16 protein-coding genes are annotated in these 19,311 nt (G+C 71.3%); 9 read left to right on the top strand and 7 right to left on the bottom strand.

Annotated features, from left to right (window positions below; genetic code table 11):
* Window positions 1–149: 149 nt before the first annotated feature.
* Both B0E53_RS10020 and galT read left to right on the top strand, forming a co-directional pair.
* Window positions 150–938: a DeoR/GlpR family DNA-binding transcription regulator gene (locus B0E53_RS10020; RefSeq protein WP_107075780.1), complete on the top strand. Its 789-nt coding sequence runs from the start codon at window positions 150–152 to the stop codon at window positions 936–938.
* Window positions 935–2,008, top strand: coding sequence for a galactose-1-phosphate uridylyltransferase (galT, locus tag B0E53_RS10015; RefSeq protein WP_107075779.1), 1,074 nt, complete (start codon window positions 935–937; stop codon window positions 2,006–2,008). Before B0E53_RS10020 ends, galT begins: the two co-directional genes overlap by 4 nt.
* A gap of 257 nt (window positions 2,009–2,265) precedes the next feature.
* Here the strand turns inward: galT and B0E53_RS10010 are convergent, their stop codons facing one another.
* Window positions 2,266–3,483: an NADP-dependent isocitrate dehydrogenase gene (locus tag B0E53_RS10010; RefSeq protein WP_107075778.1), complete on the bottom strand. Its 1,218-nt coding sequence runs from the start codon at window positions 3,481–3,483 to the stop codon at window positions 2,266–2,268.
* A gap of 134 nt (window positions 3,484–3,617) precedes the next feature.
* On the opposite strand from B0E53_RS10010, the gene B0E53_RS10005 reads away from it, so the two are divergent.
* Entirely contained in the window at window positions 3,618–4,421 is an 804-nt protein-coding gene (locus B0E53_RS10005) for an MBL fold metallo-hydrolase (RefSeq protein WP_107075777.1), read from the top strand.
* A gap of 112 nt (window positions 4,422–4,533) precedes the next feature.
* Here B0E53_RS10005 and mdh read toward each other — a convergent pair whose 3' ends face one another.
* Window positions 4,534–5,484 (bottom strand): malate dehydrogenase, encoded by a 951-nt coding sequence (gene mdh, locus B0E53_RS10000; RefSeq protein WP_107075776.1) that lies wholly within the window; start codon window positions 5,482–5,484, stop codon window positions 4,534–4,536.
* Window positions 5,485–5,584: 100 nt separating this feature from the next.
* Window positions 5,585–6,448: a bifunctional methylenetetrahydrofolate dehydrogenase/methenyltetrahydrofolate cyclohydrolase gene (locus B0E53_RS09995; protein WP_107075775.1), complete on the bottom strand. Its 864-nt coding sequence runs from the start codon at window positions 6,446–6,448 to the stop codon at window positions 5,585–5,587.
* 413 nt (window positions 6,449–6,861) lie between these two features.
* Here B0E53_RS09995 and B0E53_RS09990 point away from each other — a divergent pair, with 413 nt between their 5' ends.
* From B0E53_RS09990 to B0E53_RS09970, 5 genes are all read left to right on the top strand, one after another.
* The gene (locus B0E53_RS09990) at window positions 6,862–8,463 is read left to right on the top strand and encodes an ABC transporter substrate-binding protein (RefSeq protein ID WP_107075774.1); all 1,602 of its coding nucleotides are present in this window, start codon (window positions 6,862–6,864) and stop codon (window positions 8,461–8,463) included.
* 90 nt (window positions 8,464–8,553) lie between these two features.
* A complete protein-coding gene (locus B0E53_RS09985; RefSeq protein WP_107075773.1) occupies window positions 8,554–9,492 on the top strand; it encodes an ABC transporter permease in 939 nt (312 codons plus the stop codon).
* A gap of 68 nt (window positions 9,493–9,560) precedes the next feature.
* A complete protein-coding gene (locus B0E53_RS09980; RefSeq protein WP_107075772.1) occupies window positions 9,561–10,517 on the top strand; it encodes an ABC transporter permease in 957 nt (318 codons plus the stop codon).
* A 7-nt stretch (window positions 10,518–10,524) separates the two neighbouring features.
* The gene (locus tag B0E53_RS09975) at window positions 10,525–11,562 is read left to right on the top strand and encodes an ABC transporter ATP-binding protein (RefSeq protein WP_107075771.1); all 1,038 of its coding nucleotides are present in this window, start codon (window positions 10,525–10,527) and stop codon (window positions 11,560–11,562) included.
* Window positions 11,546–12,574, top strand: coding sequence for a dipeptide ABC transporter ATP-binding protein (locus tag B0E53_RS09970; protein ID WP_107075770.1), 1,029 nt, complete (start codon window positions 11,546–11,548; stop codon window positions 12,572–12,574). Before B0E53_RS09975 ends, B0E53_RS09970 begins: the two co-directional genes overlap by 17 nt.
* Window positions 12,575–12,641: 67 nt before the next feature.
* Here the strand turns inward: B0E53_RS09970 and B0E53_RS09965 are convergent, their stop codons facing one another.
* From B0E53_RS09965 to purN, 4 genes are all read right to left on the bottom strand, one after another.
* A complete protein-coding gene (locus B0E53_RS09965) occupies window positions 12,642–15,275 on the bottom strand; it encodes a glycosyl hydrolase (RefSeq protein ID WP_210406014.1) in 2,634 nt (877 codons plus the stop codon).
* A 177-nt stretch (window positions 15,276–15,452) separates the two neighbouring features.
* Window positions 15,453–15,917 carry a hypothetical protein gene (locus B0E53_RS09960; protein ID WP_107075769.1) on the bottom strand — a complete coding sequence of 155 codons (465 nt, stop codon included), beginning with the start codon at window positions 15,915–15,917 and terminating at the stop codon, window positions 15,453–15,455.
* A 259-nt stretch (window positions 15,918–16,176) separates the two neighbouring features.
* On the bottom strand, window positions 16,177–17,748 hold the full coding sequence (gene purH / locus B0E53_RS09955) for a bifunctional phosphoribosylaminoimidazolecarboxamide formyltransferase/IMP cyclohydrolase (RefSeq protein WP_107075768.1): 1,572 nt from the start codon (window positions 17,746–17,748) through the stop codon (window positions 16,177–16,179).
* Window positions 17,745–18,365 carry a phosphoribosylglycinamide formyltransferase gene (gene purN / locus B0E53_RS09950; protein ID WP_107075767.1) on the bottom strand — a complete coding sequence of 207 codons (621 nt, stop codon included), beginning with the start codon at window positions 18,363–18,365 and terminating at the stop codon, window positions 17,745–17,747. Before purN ends, purH begins: the two co-directional genes overlap by 4 nt.
* Before the next feature lie 248 nt (window positions 18,366–18,613).
* Here purN and B0E53_RS40095 point away from each other — a divergent pair, with 248 nt between their 5' ends.
* Window positions 18,614–19,192, top strand: a complete 579-nt coding sequence (locus B0E53_RS40095; protein ID WP_107075766.1) for a hypothetical protein — start codon at window positions 18,614–18,616, stop codon at window positions 19,190–19,192.
* Window positions 19,193–19,311 lie beyond the last annotated feature (119 nt).

Below are 19,311 nucleotides of genomic sequence, written 5' to 3'. Positions count from 1 at the left end.
ACCACCGATCACCGGCCGCCGCCGCCCCTCCGGGGACGGCGGCGGTTCCGCGTCTGCTTCCGTTGTCCTCCGCTGCGCGGTAGTGTTCGTCTTTGTTGGAACACGTTCGACCGCGTGGAGACGGGTCGGGAGTCGGGAGGTGACGCGGGGTGCTGGCACGGCAGCGGCAGGCGGTCATCCTGGAACGGGTCCGCGCCGCCGGAGGCGTCCGGGTCACCGAGCTGGCCGCCGAGTTCGGCGTCTCGGACATGACGATCCGGCGCGACCTGGAGACGCTGCACGAGCAGGGCGTGCTCGCCAAGGTGCACGGTGGGGCGACGCTGGCCGGGCCCGGCTCGACCGACGAGCCCGGCTTCCGGGCCAAGTCGGTCCGGCAGTCCGGGGAGAAGGCGGCCATCGCCGAGCGGGCCGCGCAGCTGGTACGCCCCGGCGCGGCCGTCGCGCTCTCCGCCGGCACCACCACCGCCGAGCTGGCCCGCCGCCTGACCGACGTTCCGGGCCTGACCGTGGTGACGAACTCCCTGCCGGTGGCCGAGATCCTGCACGTCGGCGGCCGGCCGGACCAGACCGTGGTGCTCACCGGCGGGGTGCGCACCCCCTCGGACGCGCTGGTCGGCCCGCTGGCCGTCGCCGCGATCGGCGCGCTCCACCTGGACCTGCTCTTCCTCGGCGTGCACGGGATCAGTGAGCGCGCCGGCTTCACCACCCCCAACCTGATGGAGGCGGACACGGACCGGGCCCTGGTGGCGGCCGCCGACCGGCTCGTGGTGCTCGCCGACCACACCAAGTGGGGCACGGTCGGCATCTCCTCGATCGTCGGCCTGGACGCGGCGGACGTGCTGGTCACCGACGACCGGTTGGCACCGGACGCGCGACGGGTACTCGAGGACAGGGTGGGCGAGCTGGTGATCGTGGCGGGCACGGAGGGTGCGGAGTGAAGCGTACGCAGATCGAGCTGGCCGACGGCCGCGAGCTGATCTACTTCGACGAGCGGGACGACGCGGTCCGCGACCAGCCGGACCGGCGGGAGCTGCCCCCGCCACCACACGCCTCGCAGCTCCGGTACGACCCGCTGACCGACGAGTGGGTGGCGGTCGCGGTGCACCGGCAGACCCGGACCTTCCTCCCCCCGGCCGACCAGTGCCCGCTCTGCCCCTCCCGGGGCGACCGGCTCAGCGAGATCCCCGCCCCCGACTACGACGTGGTCGTCTTCGAGAACCGGTTCCCGTCGCTGAGCCAGCGGGTCGCCGAGGAGCCGGCCGTGATCACCCCGTTCACCCCGGTCCGCCCCGGGCGCGGCAAGTGCGAGGTGGTCTGCTTCACCGACGACCACAACGCCTCGTTCGCCGGCCTTCCCCCCGGGCGGGTGCGGACCGTGCTCGACGCGCTGGCCGACCGCACCACCGCGCTGAGCGAGCTGCCCGGGGTCGAGCAGGTCTTCCCGTTCGAGAACCGGGGCGTGGAGATCGGGGTCACCCTGCACCACCCGCACGGCCAGATCTACGCGTACCCGTTCGTCACGCCACGGACCCGGACCATGCTGGCCGCCGCCCGCCGGCACTTCGAGCACACCGGGGGCAACCTCTACGCCGACGTGCTCGCCGCCGAACGCGCCGCCGGCGACCGGGTGGTGGCGAGCAACGAGCACTGGACCGCGTACGTGCCGGCGGCGGCCCGCTGGCCGTTCGAGGTGCACGTGGCGCCGCACCGCCCGGTGCCGGACATCCCGGCCCTGGACGACGCCGAGCGGGACGCCTTCGGGCCGCTCTATTTGGACGTGCTGCGCCGCTTCGACGGGCTGTTCGACATGCCCATGCCGTACATCGCCGCCTGGCACCAGGCGCCGGTGCACGTCGACCGGGAGTTGGGGCACCTGCACCTGCAGCTGTTCAGCGTCCGGCGGGCGAAGGACAAGCTGAAGTACCTGGCCGGCTCCGAGTCGGGGATGGGCGTCTTCATCAACGACATCGCCCCTGAGCGGGCCGCGGAACTGCTCCGCGCCGCCTGATCCGCGGTACAACAGGGCGCGGGGGGCCCGGGACAGGGCCCCCCGCGAGGGAAGGGACGGCTGGCTGTGCGCGACAGCCGGGAAGGCTGGCTGATCGGCGCTCAAGCCGCGAGGCGACCGTGGTCAACCTTCCTGGACGGGACTGGCATCACGTCCACCCTGCTCAACGAGGCGCGCCCGTCCCGGGTGACGCCACCCGCGGACACGACGGAGCCCGCCGGCCTGAGGCCGGCGGGCTCCGGTGCGAACGGTGCCGGTCAGGCCGACAGCTTGCGGGCCAGGTTCTCGTCCAGCGCGTTCATGAACTCGTCGGTGGTCAGCCACGGGGCGTCCCGCGAGATGAGCAGCGCGAGGTCCTTGGTCATCTGGCCGCCCTCGACGGTCTCCACGATGACCTGCTCCAGGGTGTTGGCGAACTCGGTGACCGCCGGGGTGTTGTCGAGCTTGCCCCGGTGGGCCAGGCCCCGGGTCCAGGCGTAGATCGAGGCGATCGGGTTGGTCGAGGTCTTCTCGCCCTTCTGCCACTGCCGGTAGTGCCGGGTGACGGTGCCGTGCGCGGCCTCCGCCTCGACGGTGCGGCCGTCCGGGGAGAGCAGCACGGAGGTCATCAGGCCCAGCGAGCCGAAGCCCTGCGCGACGGTGTCGGACTGGACGTCACCGTCGTAGTTCTTGCAGGCCCAGACGTAGCCGCCCTCCCACTTGAGCGCGGCGGCGACCATGTCGTCGATCAGCCGGTGCTCGTAGGTGATGCCGGCGGCCTCGAACTCCGACCTGAACTCGTTCTCGAACACCTCGGCGAAGATGTCCTTGAACCGGCCGTCGTACGCCTTGAGGATGGTGTTCTTGGTGGACAGGTAGACCGGGTAGCCGCGGTCCAGGCCGTAGCGGAACGAGGCGCGGGCGAAGTCCCGGATCGACTCGTCGAAGTTGTACATGCCCATGGCGATGCCGCCGCCCGGGAAGTTGGCGACCTCCATCTCCATCGGCGCGCCGCCGTCGGCCGGGGTGTAGGTGATGGTCACCTTGCCCGGGCCGGGGACGACGAAGTCGGTGGCCTTGTACTGGTCGCCGTGCGCGTGCCGGCCGATGATGATCGGCTTGGTCCAGCCGGGGACGAGCCGCGGGACGTTCGACATGATGATCGGCTCGCGGAAGACCACGCCGCCGAGGATGTTGCGGATGGTGCCGTTCGGCGACCGCCACATCTTCTTCAGGCCGAACTCCTCCACCCGGGCCTCGTCCGGGGTGATGGTGGCGCACTTGACGCCGACGCCGTGCTCCTTGATGGCGTTGGCGGCGTCGACGGTGACCTGGTCGTCGGTCTCGTCGCGGTGCTGGATCGACAGGTCGTAGTAGTGCAGGTCGACGTCGAGGTAGGGCAGGATCAGCTGCTCCCGGATCTGCTTCCAGATGATCCGGGTCATCTCGTCGCCGTCGATTTCCACGACCGGGTTGTTTACCTTGATCTTCGCCATCGGCCGGCGCTCCTCTCGGGGGACACGTGCTCAAGCAGTACGAGCGTACTGGAAACTGACCGGGGCTCCCCAGCCGGCCTCACCCCGCGGGAAACGGGGTCGCCCGGGACGGGCCGCGGTGGCATCCTTCCCGGATGCCGCTGACTCACACGGTCGGGTCTATCACGGTCACCGCCCTGCTCGACGGGGTGGGTCCCTTCTTCCAACCGCGCGCCGAGGCGTTCCCGGACGCCACCGACGAGCAGTGGCGCGAGGCCGACCGGCGGGACCGGGACAGCGTCACCCCGGACGGCCGCTGGTGGCTGCCGTTCCGCGCGTTCGCGCTGCGTACCGGGGACGGGCCGGTCATCCTGGTCGACGCCGGGATCGGCCCGGCCGACGCGCTCGCCGCGAGCTGGGCGCCGGTGCCCGGCCAGCTGCCGGCCGAGTTGGCCGCCGCCGGCATCGACCCGGCGGACGTCCGCACCGTGGTGCTCACCCACCTGCACACCGACCACATCGGCTGGGCGGGCCCGCTCTTCCCGAACGCGGACCACCTGGTGCAGCGCGCCGAGCTGGCCGCGCTGGAGCTGTTCCGCCCCGAGCTGCCGGCCCGGCTGTTGGGGCCGTTGCGCGCCGCCGGCCAGCTCCGGGTGGTCGACGGCGACACCGACCTCACCCCCGGGGTACGCGTGCTGGGCACGCCCGGCCACACCCCCGGCCACCAGTCCGTGCTGGTCGACGGCGGCACGGACCGCCTCCTGGTGACGGGCGACCTCCTGGTCCACACCCTCCAACTGCTCGACCCCACCCTCGCCTACGCCCACGAGGAGAACCCGAACGAAGCCCGCACCTCCCGCACCACCCTCCTGCACGCCCTGACCCCCGTAACCCTGGCCACCCCCCACCTACCCCACCCCTTCACCCCCCACCCCCTCCCACCCGTACACCCGCGTTGATCATGAAGTTATTGCCCTGGAACGCGGCTTGGGGGCGGGGGGTGAAGGCCCAGGGATGCGCGAAGGGGCGGGTCGGCGTCAGCCGGCCCGCCCCTTCGGGGTCGTACTCGGGTCACATGTTGGCTACGTCGGCCTGCTTGGCGCGGACGGCCTCGGCGGCCTCCTTCAGGGCGGCCAGCTCGTCGGCGTCCAGGTCGGTCTCGACGACCCGCTTGACGCCCTCGGCGCCGATCTCGGCCTCGACACCCAGGTAGACGCCGGAGATGCCGTACTGCCCGTCGACCCAGGCGCAGACCGGCATGACCTCGCCGGAGTCCTCGGCGACAGCCCTGGCCATCCGGGCGGCGGCGGCCGATGGGGCGTAGTACGCCGAGCCCGTCTTGAGCAGCGCGACGACCTCGGCGCCACCGTTGCGGGTCTTGACGACCAGCTCCTCGATCTGCTCGGCCGGCATGGCCTCACGCAGCGGCTTGCCGTTCACGGTGCTCTTCGACGGGACCGGGACCATGGTGTCGCCGTGCGAGCCGAGGGTCAGGGTCTTCACCGACTTCACCGGTACGTTCAGCGCCTCGGCCACGAAGTTGGTGAACCGGGCGGTGTCGAGCATGCCGGCCTGACCGAGCACCCGGTTCTTCGGGAACTGGGTGGCGAGCTGGGCCAGCGCGGTCATCTCGTCGAGCGGGTTGGAGACGACGATGACGACGGCGTTGGGGGCGTACTTGGCGACGTTCTCGGCGACCTGGCGGACGATCTTGGCGTTGGTCTCCAGCAGGTCCATCCGGCTCATGCCCGGCTTGCGGGGCAGGCCGGCGGTGATGACGACGACGTCCGAGCCCTCGATGGCCTCGTAGCCCTCGCCGTTCGGGCCGGTGGTGACGCCGACGACCTTGGTCTCGAAGCCCTCGACGGCGCGCGACTGGTTGAGGTCCAGCGCGAGACCCGCCGGCTTGCCCTCCACGATGTCGGTGATCACGACGGTGTCGAAGACGTCGTACTCGGCCAGGCGCTGTGCGGTGGTGGAGCCGTAGAAGCCGGCCCCGACGACAGTGACCTTCTTACCCATGGTCGTCCCACTCCCTGCTACCAGTCGGTTTTCCGGACCGTATCAGCCATCCTGGCACCGATCGGGCCAGGGGCGGACGGTTATGACATGCCTGGGCGGCTCAGTGCCGCCCCTCGGCCCGCTCGACGACGTTGGTCAGCAGCATGGCCCGGGTCATCGGACCGACACCGCCCGGCATCGGCACCAGCTTGCCGGCCACCTCGGCCACCTCCGGGTCCACGTCGCCGGTGTAGCGGCCCTTGCCGTCGGCCCCGATCACCCGGGTGATGCCGACGTCCACGACGGTCGCGCCCGGGGTGACCATGTCGGCGGTGAGCAGCCCCGGCACGCCGGCCGCGACGATCACGATGTCGGCCTCGCGGGTGTGCGCGGCGAGGTCGAGGGTGCCGGTGTGGCAGAGGGTCACGGTGGCGTTCTCGCTGCGCCGGGTGAGCAGCAGGCCGAGCGGGCGGCCCACCGTGTTGCCCCGGCCGACCAGCGCGACCTTCGCGCCGCGCAGCGGCACGTCGTGCCGGCGGAGCAGCTCGACGATGCCACGCGGGGTGCAGGGCAGCGGTGCGTCGTAGCCGAGTACGAGCCGGCCCAGGTTGACCGGGTGCAGGCCGTCGGCGTCCTTTTCCGGGTCGATCATCTCCAGCGCCCGCTGGGTGTCCAGCTGGGCCGGGAGCGGCAGCTGGACGATGTAGCCGTGGCAGCCCGGGTCGGCGTTCAGCTCGGTGAGCACCGCGTCGAGCTGCTCCTGGGTGGCGTCGGCGGGCAGCTCCCGGCGGATCGAGGCGATGCCCACCTCGGCGCAGTCGCGGTGCTTACCGTTGACGTACGCCTGGGAGCCGGGGTCCTCCCCGACCAGGACCGTGCCCAGCCCCGGGGTGATGCCGCGCTCCGCCAGCGCCTTGACCCGTGCCCGCAGCTCGTCCTTGATCTCCGCCGCGGTCGCCTTGCCGTCCAGGATCGTCGCCGTCACGACTGGATCGTCTCACGCCCCGTGCCCGCCCGGCCGACGACGGCGAACGGTGACGAACCGTGACGTGGGGTTAGTCACCGAGAGTCACGGACTGTGTATCGCGCCACAGCCGCACAGGGACAGCGGATGCCGGGCGGGACGGCCCGGACGGGGGCCGCAGAACCACTCGACGGCACCGCGACGGGCCCGAACGGCGCAACCGAGCGGTCGAGAAAGCCCTGCTGGTGCCCCTTGGGCGGCACTCGTCCTAGCAGACCGGGCCGAAACCGACAAGCCTGGTCGGCACGTTCCGTTATCGCTTCGCAACGCTCTCGTTGTCGATCGGGCCGATCGCGACCTACCGTTACCGATCGTTGCGCAGCGTTACCCAGCGCCGGGCCTGACTGCGCAGCGTGAGGAGATGAGGAGAGTTCATGCGTGTTCGTAGGCTCGCTGCCTGGACCGCTCTCCCGCTCGCGGTGACCCTGGGCCTGGTGGCCTGCGGCTCGGGCGGCGACAGTGGCGGCAAGAGCGACCCCAACGCGGCCGTGCGGATCGAGATCGCCGAGCCGCAGCACCTGGTGCCGACCAACACCAACGAGACCAGCGGCTCCCAGGTGCTGTCCGCCCTGTTCAGCCCCCTGGTCGACTACGACGAGGCGAACAAGCCCCACGAGGTGGCCGCCGACTCGGTGACGTCGTCGGACAACAAGGTCTGGACGGTCAAGCTCAAGCCCGGCTACACCTTCCACAACGGCGAGAAGGTCACGGCCGACAACTACATCGACGCCTGGAACTACGGCGCGTACGCCCCCAACGGCCAGAACTCCAGCTACTTCTTCGAGAAGATCGCCGGCTACGAGGACCTGCAGGGCGAGCAGCCGAAGGCCAAGGCGCTGAGCGGCCTCAAGAAGGTCGACGACCTGACCTTCACGGTGACGCTCGCGCAGCCGTACGTCGACTTCAAGACCATGCTCGGCTACACCGCCTTCTACCCGCTGCCCAAGGCGGCCTTCTCCGCCCCGGGCGTGCTGGCCGAGGGCTACGAGCAGGCGCCGATCGGGCAGGGCCCGTTCAAGATGAAGGGCACCTGGCAGCACGACGCCAAGGTCGAGGTCGAGCGGTACGACGCGTTCCCCGGCCAGCAGCCGAAGGTGGGCGGCGTCGAGTTCCGCATCTACCAGCAGATGATGGCCGCGTACGCCGACGTGCTCTCCGACAACCTCGACGTGATCAAGCAGATCCCGACCGAGAACCTGTCGACCGCGGCGACCGACCTGGGTGACCGGTTCAAGCAGAGCCCGGCCTCCTCGCTCCAGGTGCTGGCCTTCCCGACCTTCCAGAAGGAGTTCAGCAAGCCCGAGGTGCGCAAGGCGATCTCGATGGCGATCGACCGGGACGAGATCACCAAGTCGATCTTCAAGGACTCGCAGCAGCCGGCGCGCTCGTTCGTCTCGCCGGTGGTCGCCGGTTACCGGGACGACACCATCGGCGCGGCCGGCACGTTCGACCCGGCCAAGGCCAAGGCCATGTACGAGGCCGCGGGCGGCCCGAAGAAGATCGAGCTGTCCTACAACGGCGACGGCGGCCACAAGGACTGGATCGACGCCACCTGCAACCAGCTCAAGGCCAACCTGGGCGTGGACTGCGTCGGCACCGCCGAGCCGAAGTTCGCGGACCTGCTGACCAAGCTCAAGCAGAAGCAGTCGGTCGGCCTGTTCCGCATGGGCTGGGTCATGGACTACCCGTCCATGGAGAACTACCTGGGCCCGCTGTACAGCACCAACGGCTCCTCGAACTACTACGGCTACAGCAACCCGCAGTTCGACAAGCTGCTCGCCGAGGGCGCCCAGGCGCCGACCGAGGACGAGGCGATCAAGAAGTACCAGGCGGCGGAGGACCTGCTGGCCGAGGACATGCCGGTGATCCCGCTCCGGTACGGCCAGAACAACTTCGGCTACTCCAGCAAGGTCAAGAACGTCGAGGTGGACCTCTTCGACCGGGTGGACCTGCTCAAGATCGAGGTTGCCAGCTAACACCCCGCACCACGGGTCGGGCCACCCCCACCGGGTGGCCCGGCCCGCGCAACGGCGTACGCTTCGCCCCTTTTAGAGAGACTTGCCAGTATGTTCCGCTTCATTCTGCGGCGACTGCTCCAGATGGTCCTCGCCTTCTTCGGGACCACGTTGATCGTCTACGCGCTGATGTTCGCCGGTCAGGGCGACCCCATCCAGGCGCTCGCCGGGGAACGCCCCGTCACCGCGGCCCAGCGGGCATACCTGACCGAGAAGTACCACCTGGACGCCACCGGCGTCGGCGGCTTCTTCTACCGCTACTTCGACTACATCAAGAACCTGCTCCAGGGTGACCTCGGGCAGTCGCTGACCGGACGGCAGATCGGCGACATCCTCGTCGCCGCCTGGCCGGTCACCGTCAAGCTCGCGCTGATCGCGATGGCTGTGACCATCGTCTTCGGGGTCACCGCCGGGGTGATCGCCGGCATCCGGCGGGCCAGCATCTTCGACAACTCGACGCTGGTGCTCACCCTGCTGGTGCTCGGCATCCCGACCATCGTGCTGGCCCCGCTGGCCCAGTACTTCCTCGGCGTGCGGTGGCAGCTCTTCCCGGCCACCGCCGGCGCCGAGCCCTCGCTCTACGCGCTGCTGCTGCCCGGCATCGTGCTCGGGTCGCTGTCGCTGGCCACCGCGCTGCGGCTGACCCGTACCTCGGTGGCCGAGAACCTGCGCGCCGACTACGTTCGCACCGCCCGGTCGAAGGGCCTGGTCAGGCGTCGGATCGTCAGCGTGCACGTGCTGCGCAACTCGCTCATCCCGGTGGTCACCTTCCTCGGCGTCGAGCTGGGCAACCTGATGAGCGGCGCGATCATCACCGAGGGCGTGTTCAACATCCCCGGCGTCGGCTTCAACCTGTTCCGCGGCATCCGCACGGAGGACGGCCCGCTGGTGGTGGGCATCGTCAGCGTGCTCGTCGTGGTCTACCTCCTCTCCAACCTGGTGGTGGACGTGCTCTACGCCGTCCTCGACCCGAGGATTCGCTATGAGTGAGCGCAGCGAACGAATCAACAACGCAGTGTGGTCGCTCGTGACCGCGCCGAGCGGAGCGAGGTGCGGGCATGAGTGATTTCGAGACCGTCGCGGCGACGGAGAACCAGGCCGCGCGGCGGGGTGTCTCCGGCGAGCCCGGCGCCCCCAGTCAGGTGGGCGCGCCGCACAAGCCGCGCAGCCTGGCCGGCGACGCCTGGCGGGACCTGCGCCGCAACCCGATCTTCTGGATCAGCCTGGCCCTGGTCGTGCTGGTCGCCGCGATGGCGGCGGTCCCGGCGCTGTTCACCGCCAACGACCCGCGCGACTGCCTGCTCTCCCGGCAGCACGCCGGGCCGTCCGGCGGGGCCGTCTTCGGGTACGACTTCCAGGGCTGCGACACCTACTCGCGGGCGGTCTACGGCGCGCGCGCCTCGCTGCTGGTCGGCGCGCTCTCCGCGCTGCTGACCGGGGCGATCGCGCTGGTCGTCGGGATGCTCGCCGGGTACTTCGGCCGGTGGGTCGACGCCGTGCTCTCCCGGGTGATCGACGTCGTGCTCGGCATCCCGCTGCTGCTCGCCGCGATCGTGCTGCTCAAGCGGGTGAGCACCAGCAGCGACAACGTCCGGCTGTTCGCGGTGATCTTCGTGCTCGCGGTGCTCGGCTGGACCACGGCGGCCCGGGTGGTCCGCTCCTCGGTGATCACGGCGAAGGAGCAGGACTACGTGGCCGCGGCCCGGATGCTGGGCGCCGGCAACGGCCGGATCATGTGGCGGCACATCCTGCCGAACGCGCTCGCCCCGGCGATCGTGGTGCTCACCATCGCGCTCGGCTCGTTCATCGCGGCCGAGGCGACGCTGAGCTTCCTCGGCATCGGCCTGAAGGCCCCGACCATCTCCTGGGGCATCGACATCGACGCCGGCCGGGTGCACATGCGCGAGTCGGCGACCCCGCTGATCGTGCCCTCCGCCTTCCTCGCGCTGACCGTGCTCGCCTTCATCATGCTGGGCGACGCGATCCGCGACGCCTTCGACCCGAAGCTCCGGTGAGAAACCCATGACACAGTCCGCGGTCCGGCCCACGCCGGCCTCCCCCACCCCGCCCGGCGGCCACCTGCTCGAGGTACGGGACCTGCACATCGAGTTCCGCACGACCGAGGGCGTGGCCAAGGTCATCAACGGGGTGACGTACCACCTCGACGCGGGCGAGACCCTGGCCGTGCTCGGCGAGTCCGGCTCCGGCAAGTCGGTCACCGCCCAGGCGATCATGGGCATCCTGGACACGCCCCCGGCACACATCCGCTCCGGCCAGATCCTCTACCAGGGTCGGGACCTGCTGACCCGGTCCGAGGAGCAGCGCCGGCAGGTGCGGGGCAAGGAGATCGCGATGATCTTCCAGGACGCGCTCTCCGCGCTGAACCCGGTCTTCCCGGTCGGCTGGCAGATCGGCGAGACGCTGCGCCAGCGCGAGGGGATGTCCCGCGCCGACGCCCGCCGGCGGACCGTCGAACTGATGGACCTCGTGAAGATCCCGGCCGCGGCGAAGCGGCTCGGCGACTACCCTCACCAGTTCTCCGGCGGCATGCGGCAGCGCGTCATGATCGCCATGGCGCTCGCCCTGGACCCCAAGGTGCTGATCGCCGACGAGCCCACCACGGCGCTCGACGTCACCGTGCAGGCCCAGATCATGGACCTGCTGGCCGACCTGCGCCGCGACCTGAACATGGCGATGATCCTGATCACCCACGACCTCGGCGTGGTCGCCGGCGTCGCGGACCGGATCGCCGTCATGTACGCCGGCCGGATCGTCGAGCACGCCGACGTGCGCTCGCTGTACCGGGCGCCGGCCCACCCGTACACCAAGGGGCTGCTGGAGTCGATCCCGCGCCTGGACGTCCGCGGCCAGGCACTGTCGACGATCAAGGGGTTGCCGCCGAACCTGATGCGGATCCCCTCCGGCTGCCCGTTCCACCCCCGGTGCCCGTACGTGCAGCAGGTCTGCGTGGACGTGGTGCCGCACGACCTGGTCCTCGGCGACGGCCGGACCAGCGCGTGCCACTTCGCGCAGGAGGTCCGTGATGACAGCGCCCGCTAGCCCGACCAAGGTGCGCGGCGAGACCATCCTCTCGGTCGACAACCTGGTCAAGCACTTCCCGATCAGCCGGGGCGTGCTGTTCCAGAAGCAGATCGGCGCCGTCAAGGCGGTCGACGGGGTCAGCTTCGAGCTGCGCCGCGGCGAGACGCTCGGCGTGGTCGGCGAGTCCGGCTGCGGCAAGTCCACCCTGGCCCGGCTGCTCATGCGGCTGGAGACGCCCACCTCCGGCCGGGCCACCCTGGAGGGCAGGGACCTGTTCAAGGCGTCCGGGTCCGAGCTGCGCCGGCTGCGCCGCAACATGCAGATGGTGATGCAGGACCCGTACACCTCGCTGAACCCGCGGATGACGGTCGGCGACATCATCGGCGAGCCGTTCGAGATCCACCCGGACGCGGCGCCGAAGGGCAGCAAGCGGGGGCGGGTGCAGGAGCTGCTGGACGTGGTCGGGCTCAACCCCGAGCACGTCAACCGGTACCCGCACCAGTTCTCCGGCGGCCAGCGGCAGCGCATCGGCATCGCCCGGGCGCTGGCCCTGCGGCCCGAGGTCATCGTCTGCGACGAGCCGGTCTCCGCCCTGGACGTCTCCATCCAGGCCCAGGTGATCAACCTGTTGGAGCAGCTCCAGGACGAGTTCGGGCTGTCGTACATCTTCATCGCCCACGATCTGTCGGTGGTCCGGCACATCTCGGACCGGGTCGCCGTGATGTACCTCGGCAAGATCGTGGAGATCGGCACCGAGGAGGAGATCTACGAGCGGGCCACCCACCCGTACACCCAGGCGCTGCTCTCCGCGGTGCCGGTGCCGGACCCGGACGCCCGCGAGGACCGCAGCATCATCCGGCTGACCGGCGACGTGCCCAGTCCGGCCGACCCGCCCTCGGGCTGCCGGTTCCGCACCCGCTGCTGGAAGGCCGAGGAGGTCTGCGCCACCCAGGAGCCGTACACGGTGCTCCGCGCGGCGGACCCGCACCCCTCGGCCTGCCACTTCGCCGAGGTTCGCCCCGCCGCCTGAGCCCCCGCACGACGGAGGCCCCGTCCCCCGGAGGAAGGGGGGACGGGGCCTCCGCACGGGTGGCCGGTCAGAGCTGGGCGAGAGGGAACGCCCAGATGCCGCGGCCATGGGTCGCGACGTAGATCGAGTTGTCGGCCGTGTTGTACTCGACGTCCATGCCGACGGTCAGCGGCAGGCCCGCGCCGAGCCGCTGCCAGCCGGTGGCGTCGGGCGCGCGGTAGAACGTGGCCAGGTCGGTGGCGAGCACCAGCGCGCCGGAGGACAGTTCCTTGACCGAGCTGGCCGGCACGTCCGGCAGGTTCGCCGAGACGTCCTTCCAGGTCGCGCCCGCGTCGGTGGTCTCGAAGACGTGGCCGTAACCGGCGCCCGGACCCTCGGTGAACCGGCGGGAGAACCCGTTCACCGCGAGGAAGGCGTGCGACGGGTTCGCCGGGTCGATCCCGACACCCTGGAGGAACCGGTTGGGGAAGTCACCCGGCAGGGTGACCTGGTGCCAGCTCGACGGGTCGTTGACCTTGCCGACCGCGAGGCCCCGGGCGAAGCCGGCGTTGTTGCACGGGCCGCACCAACCGACGTACGCCGTCCCGCCGGAGACCGCCACCGAGGTGGCGGTGTGGCCGGCGCCCAGGTTGAACACGTTGGTCCAGCCCTTGCCGTTCTGGATCGAGTAGCCCTTGGTGTTCACCCAGACGTGCTGGCCACCGGCGACCCAGACGTTGGCGTCGTGGTCGTCCGGCGCGAAGGGCGCGATGAACCGGGCCGGCTCGTCGCCCGGCGACGAGGTGTACGGCCGGATGTCCCGCGAGGTGGAGTCCGCCAGCGTGCCCGAGCCGGTGTTGGCGTTGCAGTTCTCGGTCACCCGCATGGCCAGGTTGGTGTACTCCTGGACCTGCCGGCAGCCGTTCGCCGGGTCGGCCTGGGAGTCGCCGCCGTCACCGCCGAAGTGCGAGCCCATCACCGTGTCGCCGGGGCGCAGGATCGAGGTGCCGTTGTCCTGCAGACCGCCGGAGACGATGGTGCCGGCCCTGGCCGGGTCCTTGCCCAACGCCACCGAGTAGTACTGGAGCGCGTCGATGGTGCCGTCGTTGAGGCTCTGCCAGTCGGTGGCGTGCCCGTCCTTGTCGGTCTTTCCGTTGACCGGCCGCCGGTAGACGCCGCCGTCGTTACCGACGTAGACGAAGCCGTTGCCCACGGCCACCGAGTGCTGGTCGGAGTGGGTGGTCTTGTTGCAGGTGTTCTGCGCGTCGTGGATGTTCCAGCAGGAGAAGTTGAAGTTCCAGTACGGGCCGACCGTCTTCCAGTTGGCACCGGCGTCGGTCGACTCGTAGACCTCCTCCAGACCCGCCCAGAGGTGGTTCGGGTTGGCCGGGTCCACCGCCAGGAACTGGTTGTACCAGGCCTGGATGCCCGGGCCGTAGCCCTTGCCCATCACCGTCTGCTTGAGCGCCGAGCCGGAGTTGCCAAGCTTCGACGAGTCGGCGATCTTGTTCCACGGGCCGGCCGGGTTGCCGGTGTTGGAGACGTAGATGCCGTCCAGGTAGCTGTTCACGTTGCCGGCCGGCTTGTTGAGCAGCCGCGGCGACTGGTTGATCGCGTAGAGCTTGCCGCCGTCGGCGGAGAAGGCGAACGTCACGTAGCCGATGTCGTCGGCCGGCATGGCGCCGGTCGGGTTGACCTTCGTCCAACCGCCCGCGGTGTAGTCGGCGGTCTCGTAGAAGCCGTTGTAGGTGTCACCGGAGCGCCAGGCCGAGGCGGCCACCACGTGCTTCGGGTTGCGCGGGTCCTGGGCCACGTCGTTGACGATGTTCTTGTAAGCGGCGTTCGCGTCGGCCGCGTTCGCCCCGCCCGGCAGGTAGCTCGGGTTCGGCGCGAACTCCAGCTTCCAGGCGCCCGAGGTGCTGCCCATCGCGTGCGAGAACAGGCCCCGGTTGGTGGCGACCCAGACCTTGCCGTCGAAGAAGCGCAGCTTGTTGATGACCGTGCTCTCCAGCTCGGTCCCGCCGACCCGGTCGGTCGGCTTGAAGGCGCCGGACGTCGGGTTGGCCAGCCGGTAGACGCCGGCGCCGACGTACGAGGTGCCGCCGGTGTTCCCCTCGCCGCTGGCGTACCAGAGCGAGCCGTCGGCGGCGAGCACGACGTCGCCGCTGGAGAGGGTGGGCAGCGCGTCCGTGATCGGCGTCCAGCTCCCGCCGCCGATCGAGGAACGCCACACGCCGCCGTCCGCGCCGGCCGCGTACACGTGGCCGCTGTTGTCCGACGCGAGGCCGGTGATCCGGCCGGTGACCAGGCCGGCGCCCCCGGAGGAGTTGGACGCGTAGTCGCGGTAGCGCGGGTCGTCGCCGTCGTACTTGATGTTGGTGACCTCGTGCCAGCTGCCCTTCGTCGCCGGCAGCGCGTTGAGCTGGCTCAACGCGTTGGTGTAGGCGCCCGGCGCGACGATGCCCGGCGCGTAGCGGGCCTGGGCGAACTGCTCGGCGATGGTGCGGGCCTCGAAGGCCTCCTCACCGGCCTCCTCCGACTCCTCGCCGGCCGCCATCTCCATGAACTCCCTGGGATGCCAGGGCATGTTGGCGCCGGGCTCCTCGGCCAGGCCCAGCTTCTCCTGTACCTCGTGGTTGGTGGCGACGACGCCACCGAGCACGGCGGTGAGCACCAGCGCGCCCGCGATTGTCGCCGGCTTGCGCCAGCGGAATGTGGACATGTGAATCCTCCCGGATTCGAGGGGGTACCGGGCCGGCGGCCCGGGACGGAAGACCATGGACGGGTGGCGCGCGAGGGCGCCTACCGGTGGTCGGACGGACACCGTCCGAGCGGGACCCGGCGCGGCGGAACACCCGGACGGACCTCGGGTCACGTCCGACGGGCGACGCGGGCAGGGTCAGGCGGAAGCCGGTGGGCCGCGGGTGGCCAGGGTGCCGCGCGGCGGCAGCGGGAGGGCCGGCTGGCGGCAGCGGATCGCGACGGCCACCCGCTCGAGCGTGCCGCCGACCAGCGGGGGCGCGGCCGGGAGGACGTCGTCAGGTCCGTCACCGGCGGTGACGCCGGCGCGGTGGTCACCGCAGGGTCCGCCGGAGAACTCCGTCCACAGCTCCGACGGAGCGTGGCCGGGCGTGCGGGGCGCGCCGGCCGGCCGGGGGTCGCCGGAGGGGGCGGGACGGTCCGGCGGGGTGACCGGTGTGTCGACGGCCCGTCCGTCCGGTGGAAGGACGGCGTGGCCGACGTGGTGGATCGACCGGTGCGCCGCGCCGGGCTGATGGCTCTCCGCGCAGACGGGCGCGCCCAGGCCGGCCAGGACGAACGCCAACGCGACGACGACGGTGCTCAACCGGTCGAATGCGCGCATGGGCAAACCTGTCCGAGGCGGAGGCCGCTCGAGCGCGCGGCGCGACGGCCGCGGGGCGGGAGCGAATGAAGCAGAGGGCGGGAGGGATCGATCGCTTGCTGCGGGACAACGCTAGCAACAACTTTCACAACCCGGCAACGGTGGACCCTCGTCCTTTCGGCTGGTCAGCCGTCCACTCGTGACATCGCTCGGACCGGGGCGGACACCACATGAAACAGGGGCGCGGCCGGTCGGCCGCGCCCCCGTTCCGGGTCGGAGATCAGTGGAAGAAGTGCCGGGTGCCGGTGAGGTACATGGTCACCCCGGCCTCCTTGCAGGCGGCGATGGTCTCCTCGTCGCGGATCGAGCCGCCAGGCTGGACGATCGCCCGGACGCCGGCCTCGATGAGGATCTTCGGGCCGTCGGCGAACGGGAAGAACGCGTCCGAGGCGCAGACCGAGCCGCGGGCCCGCTCGGCGCCGGCCCGGCTCACCGCCAGCTGCGCCGAGTCGACCCGGTTGACCTGGCCCATCCCGACACCGACGGTGGCGCCCTCCCGGGCCAGCAGGATCGCGTTGCTCTTCACCGCGCGGACCGCCCGCCAGGCGAACGCCAGGTCACGCAGGGTGGCCTCGTCGGCCGCCTCGCCGGTGGCCAACGTCCAGTTCGCCGGGTCGTCGCCCGCGGCGTCGATCCGGTCCCGCATCTGCACCAGCACCCCGCCGGTGACCTGCCGCCACTCGGCGGGCAGCGGGTCGAACCCGGGGGCCCGCAGCAGCCGGATGTTCTTCTTTCCCCGGAGGATCTCCAGGGCGCCCTCGTCGAAGCCGGGCGCCACCAGCACCTCGGTGAAGATCTCCGCGACCTGCCGGGCCAGCTCGACCGAGACCGGCCGGTTGACCGCGATCACCCCGCCGTACGCGGACACCGGGTCGCAGGCGTGCGCCCGGCGGTGCGCCTCGGCGACGTCCGCCCCGACCGCGATGCCGCACGGGTTGGCGTGCTTGATGATCGCCACGGCCGGCTGCTCGGGGAAGTCGTTCGCGGCCCGCCAGGCGGCGTCGGCGTCGACGTAGTTGTTGTAGGACATCTCCTTGCCGTGCAGCTGCTCCGCCTGGGCCAGGCCGGCCGGGCTGGCCGGGTCGGCGTAGAGGGCGGCCGCCTGGTGCGGGTTCTCGCCGTAGCGCAGCACCGCCTGTCGGCGCAGCGCCAGCCCGGCGAACGCGGGCCAACCGTCACCGGCCGGCGCCAGCTCGCTGGCGAACCACTCGGCGACGGCCACGTCGTAGTCGGCGATGTCGGCGAACGCGCGGGCCGCGAGGGCCCGCCGCTGGGCCAGGGTGAAGCCGCCCTCGGCGAGCGCGGCCCGCAGCGCCGGGTATGCCGCCGGGTCGGTCACCACGGCCACCGAGTCGTGGTTCTTGGCCGCGGCCCGGACCATCGCCGGACCACCGATGTCGATCTGCTCGACGCACTCGTCCTGGCTCGCGCCGGAGGCGACCGTCGCCTGGAACGGGTAGAGGTTGGAGACCAGCAGGTCGATGCCCGCGATGCCGTGCTCGTCGAGCTGGGCGGCGTGCGCGTCCTTGCGCAGGTCGGCGAGGAGTCCACCGTGGATCTTCGGGTGCAGGGTCTTGACCCGGCCGTCGAGGATCTCCGGGAACCCGGTCACCTGCTCGACCGGGGTCACCGGCACGCCCGCGCCGGAAATCGTCGACGCGGTGCTGCCCGTCGAGACGATCTCCACCCCGGCCTCGTGCAGGGCCCGGGCCAGCTCGACCAGGCCGGTCTTGTCGTAGACGCTCACCAGCGCCCGCTTGATCGGGCGCCGGACGTCCTCAGTGGCACTCACGGAATTGAGACCTTTCTGCCGGTGATCGTCCAACCTTCACGGACCAGCCGACCGACCTGCTCGACGAGCTGGCGCCGCTCGGCGGACTTGATGCGCTCGGTGAGCGTCTCCTCGTCGTCGTCGTCCAGCACCGGCACGGCGACCTGGGCGACGATCGGGCCGGTGTCCATCCCGGCGTCGACGAAGAACAGGGTGGCCCCGGTGACCTTCACGCCGTACGCCAGCGCGTCCCGGGGGCCGTGGATGCCGGGGAACGCCGGCAGCAGGGTGTTGTGCGTGTTCAGGTAGCGGTCGCCGAACGCGGCCAGGAAGTGCGGGCCGACGAGCTTGAGGAAGCCGGCGCTGATCACCAGGTCCGGCCGGTGCTCGGCGACCCGGGCGGTGAGCGCCTTGTCCCAGTCCTCGCGGGTCGGGTGGTCCTTCAGCCGCTCCACGAAGGCCGGCACGCCGGCCGCGGCGGCCCGGTCCAGGCCGGTGATCCGGTCACGGTCGGCGCCTACGGCCACCACCCGGGCCCCGTACGCGGGGTCGGCGGCGGCGTCCAGCAGGGCCTGGAGGTTGCTGCCGGAGCCGGAGACGAGGACGACGAGGCGGGCGACGGACGCGGGCTCGGTCACGCGGCAACCCTATCGGGCCTGCTGGCGCGTCCGACGCTCGGGCGGGCACGCCTCGGGTGATCTCCCTCGTGGCGTCGGCACGATACGCTGCCGTCGCCCGGTGCCGCGCTCACGCCCGGCCCGGCGTCGGCATCGTGACCTTGGTCCCGGGCCCGTGTGCCGCGGGCGTCCCGGTGTCCGGGCGGAATGATGAGCGGCAAACAACCGACTAATGGACCGTCGACCCCCAGTTTGAGGAGCGCTCCGCAATGCAGCCCGGTTACCCCGGTCAGGACCCGCACGGCCAGCAGCCGAACCAGGATCCGACCTCCCCGCAGTACGACCCGTACGCCCAGCCCCCGCAGGCTCCCCAGTACGGCCAGCAGCCCACCTCGGGCCAGCCGTACGGGCAGGACCCGTACGCCCAGCCGCCGCAGGCCCCGCAGTACGGCCAGCCGACCTCCGGCCAGCCGTACGGCCAGCCGACCTCCGGCCAGCCCTACGGCCAGGACCCGTACGCGCAGCAGCAGCCGTACGGCGCCGCGCCCCAGTACCCGGCCGCCGGCTACCCCACCGGCGGCGGCCAGAACAACACGCTCGGGCTGATCGGCATGATCGCCGGTATCGCCTCGATCGTGCTCGGCCTCTGCTGCCCGCTGATCGGCATCCCGGCCGGCATCGCCGGCATCGTGCTCGGCGTGATGGGCCAGAAGAAGGTCCAGGCGGGCGAGGCCAGCAACGCCGGCCAGGCCAAGGCCGCTCTCATCTGCGGCGGCATCGGCGTGGTCATCGGCATCATCAACGCCATCGCCGGCGCCGCGATCAACCTGGGCAACCTCGGTTCCTGAACCGGCTTTACGAGGGGGCGTCCGGCACCGCCGGCCGCCCCCTCCGCCGTCTCCGGCGCCGGTCAGCGCTCCGCGCGGCGGGGCGGTGGGGCGGTGCGGCGTGGGGCGGCGGGGCGTGG

The organism is Micromonospora sp. MH33, from assembly GCF_003013775.1.
Taxonomy (GTDB): domain Bacteria; phylum Actinomycetota; class Actinomycetes; order Mycobacteriales; family Micromonosporaceae; genus Micromonospora; species Micromonospora fulviviridis.
This window is presented reverse-complemented; position numbering and strand designations above follow the sequence as displayed.

Coding starts and splice junctions, on each gene's coding strand:
- B0E53_RS09985 (WP_107075773.1), top strand. CDS start 8,554: ATGTTCCGCTTCATTCTGCGGCGACTGCTCCAGATGGTCCTCGCCTTC.
- B0E53_RS09970 (WP_107075770.1), top strand. CDS start 11,546: ATGACAGCGCCCGCTAGCCCGACCAAGGTGCGCGGCGAGACCATCCTC.
- B0E53_RS10005 (WP_107075777.1), top strand. CDS start 3,618: ATGCCGCTGACTCACACGGTCGGGTCTATCACGGTCACCGCCCTGCTC.
- B0E53_RS09980 (WP_107075772.1), top strand. CDS start 9,561: ATGAGTGATTTCGAGACCGTCGCGGCGACGGAGAACCAGGCCGCGCGG.
- B0E53_RS09975 (WP_107075771.1), top strand. CDS start 10,525: ATGACACAGTCCGCGGTCCGGCCCACGCCGGCCTCCCCCACCCCGCCC.
- B0E53_RS10010 (WP_107075778.1), bottom strand. CDS start 3,483: ATGGCGAAGATCAAGGTAAACAACCCGGTCGTGGAAATCGACGGCGAC.
- B0E53_RS40095 (WP_107075766.1), top strand. CDS start 18,614: ATGCAGCCCGGTTACCCCGGTCAGGACCCGCACGGCCAGCAGCCGAAC.
- mdh (WP_107075776.1), bottom strand. CDS start 5,484: ATGGGTAAGAAGGTCACTGTCGTCGGGGCCGGCTTCTACGGCTCCACC.
- B0E53_RS09990 (WP_107075774.1), top strand. CDS start 6,862: ATGCGTGTTCGTAGGCTCGCTGCCTGGACCGCTCTCCCGCTCGCGGTG.
- B0E53_RS09965 (WP_210406014.1), bottom strand. CDS start 15,275: ATGTCCACATTCCGCTGGCGCAAGCCGGCGACAATCGCGGGCGCGCTG.
- B0E53_RS09960 (WP_107075769.1), bottom strand. CDS start 15,917: ATGCGCGCATTCGACCGGTTGAGCACCGTCGTCGTCGCGTTGGCGTTC.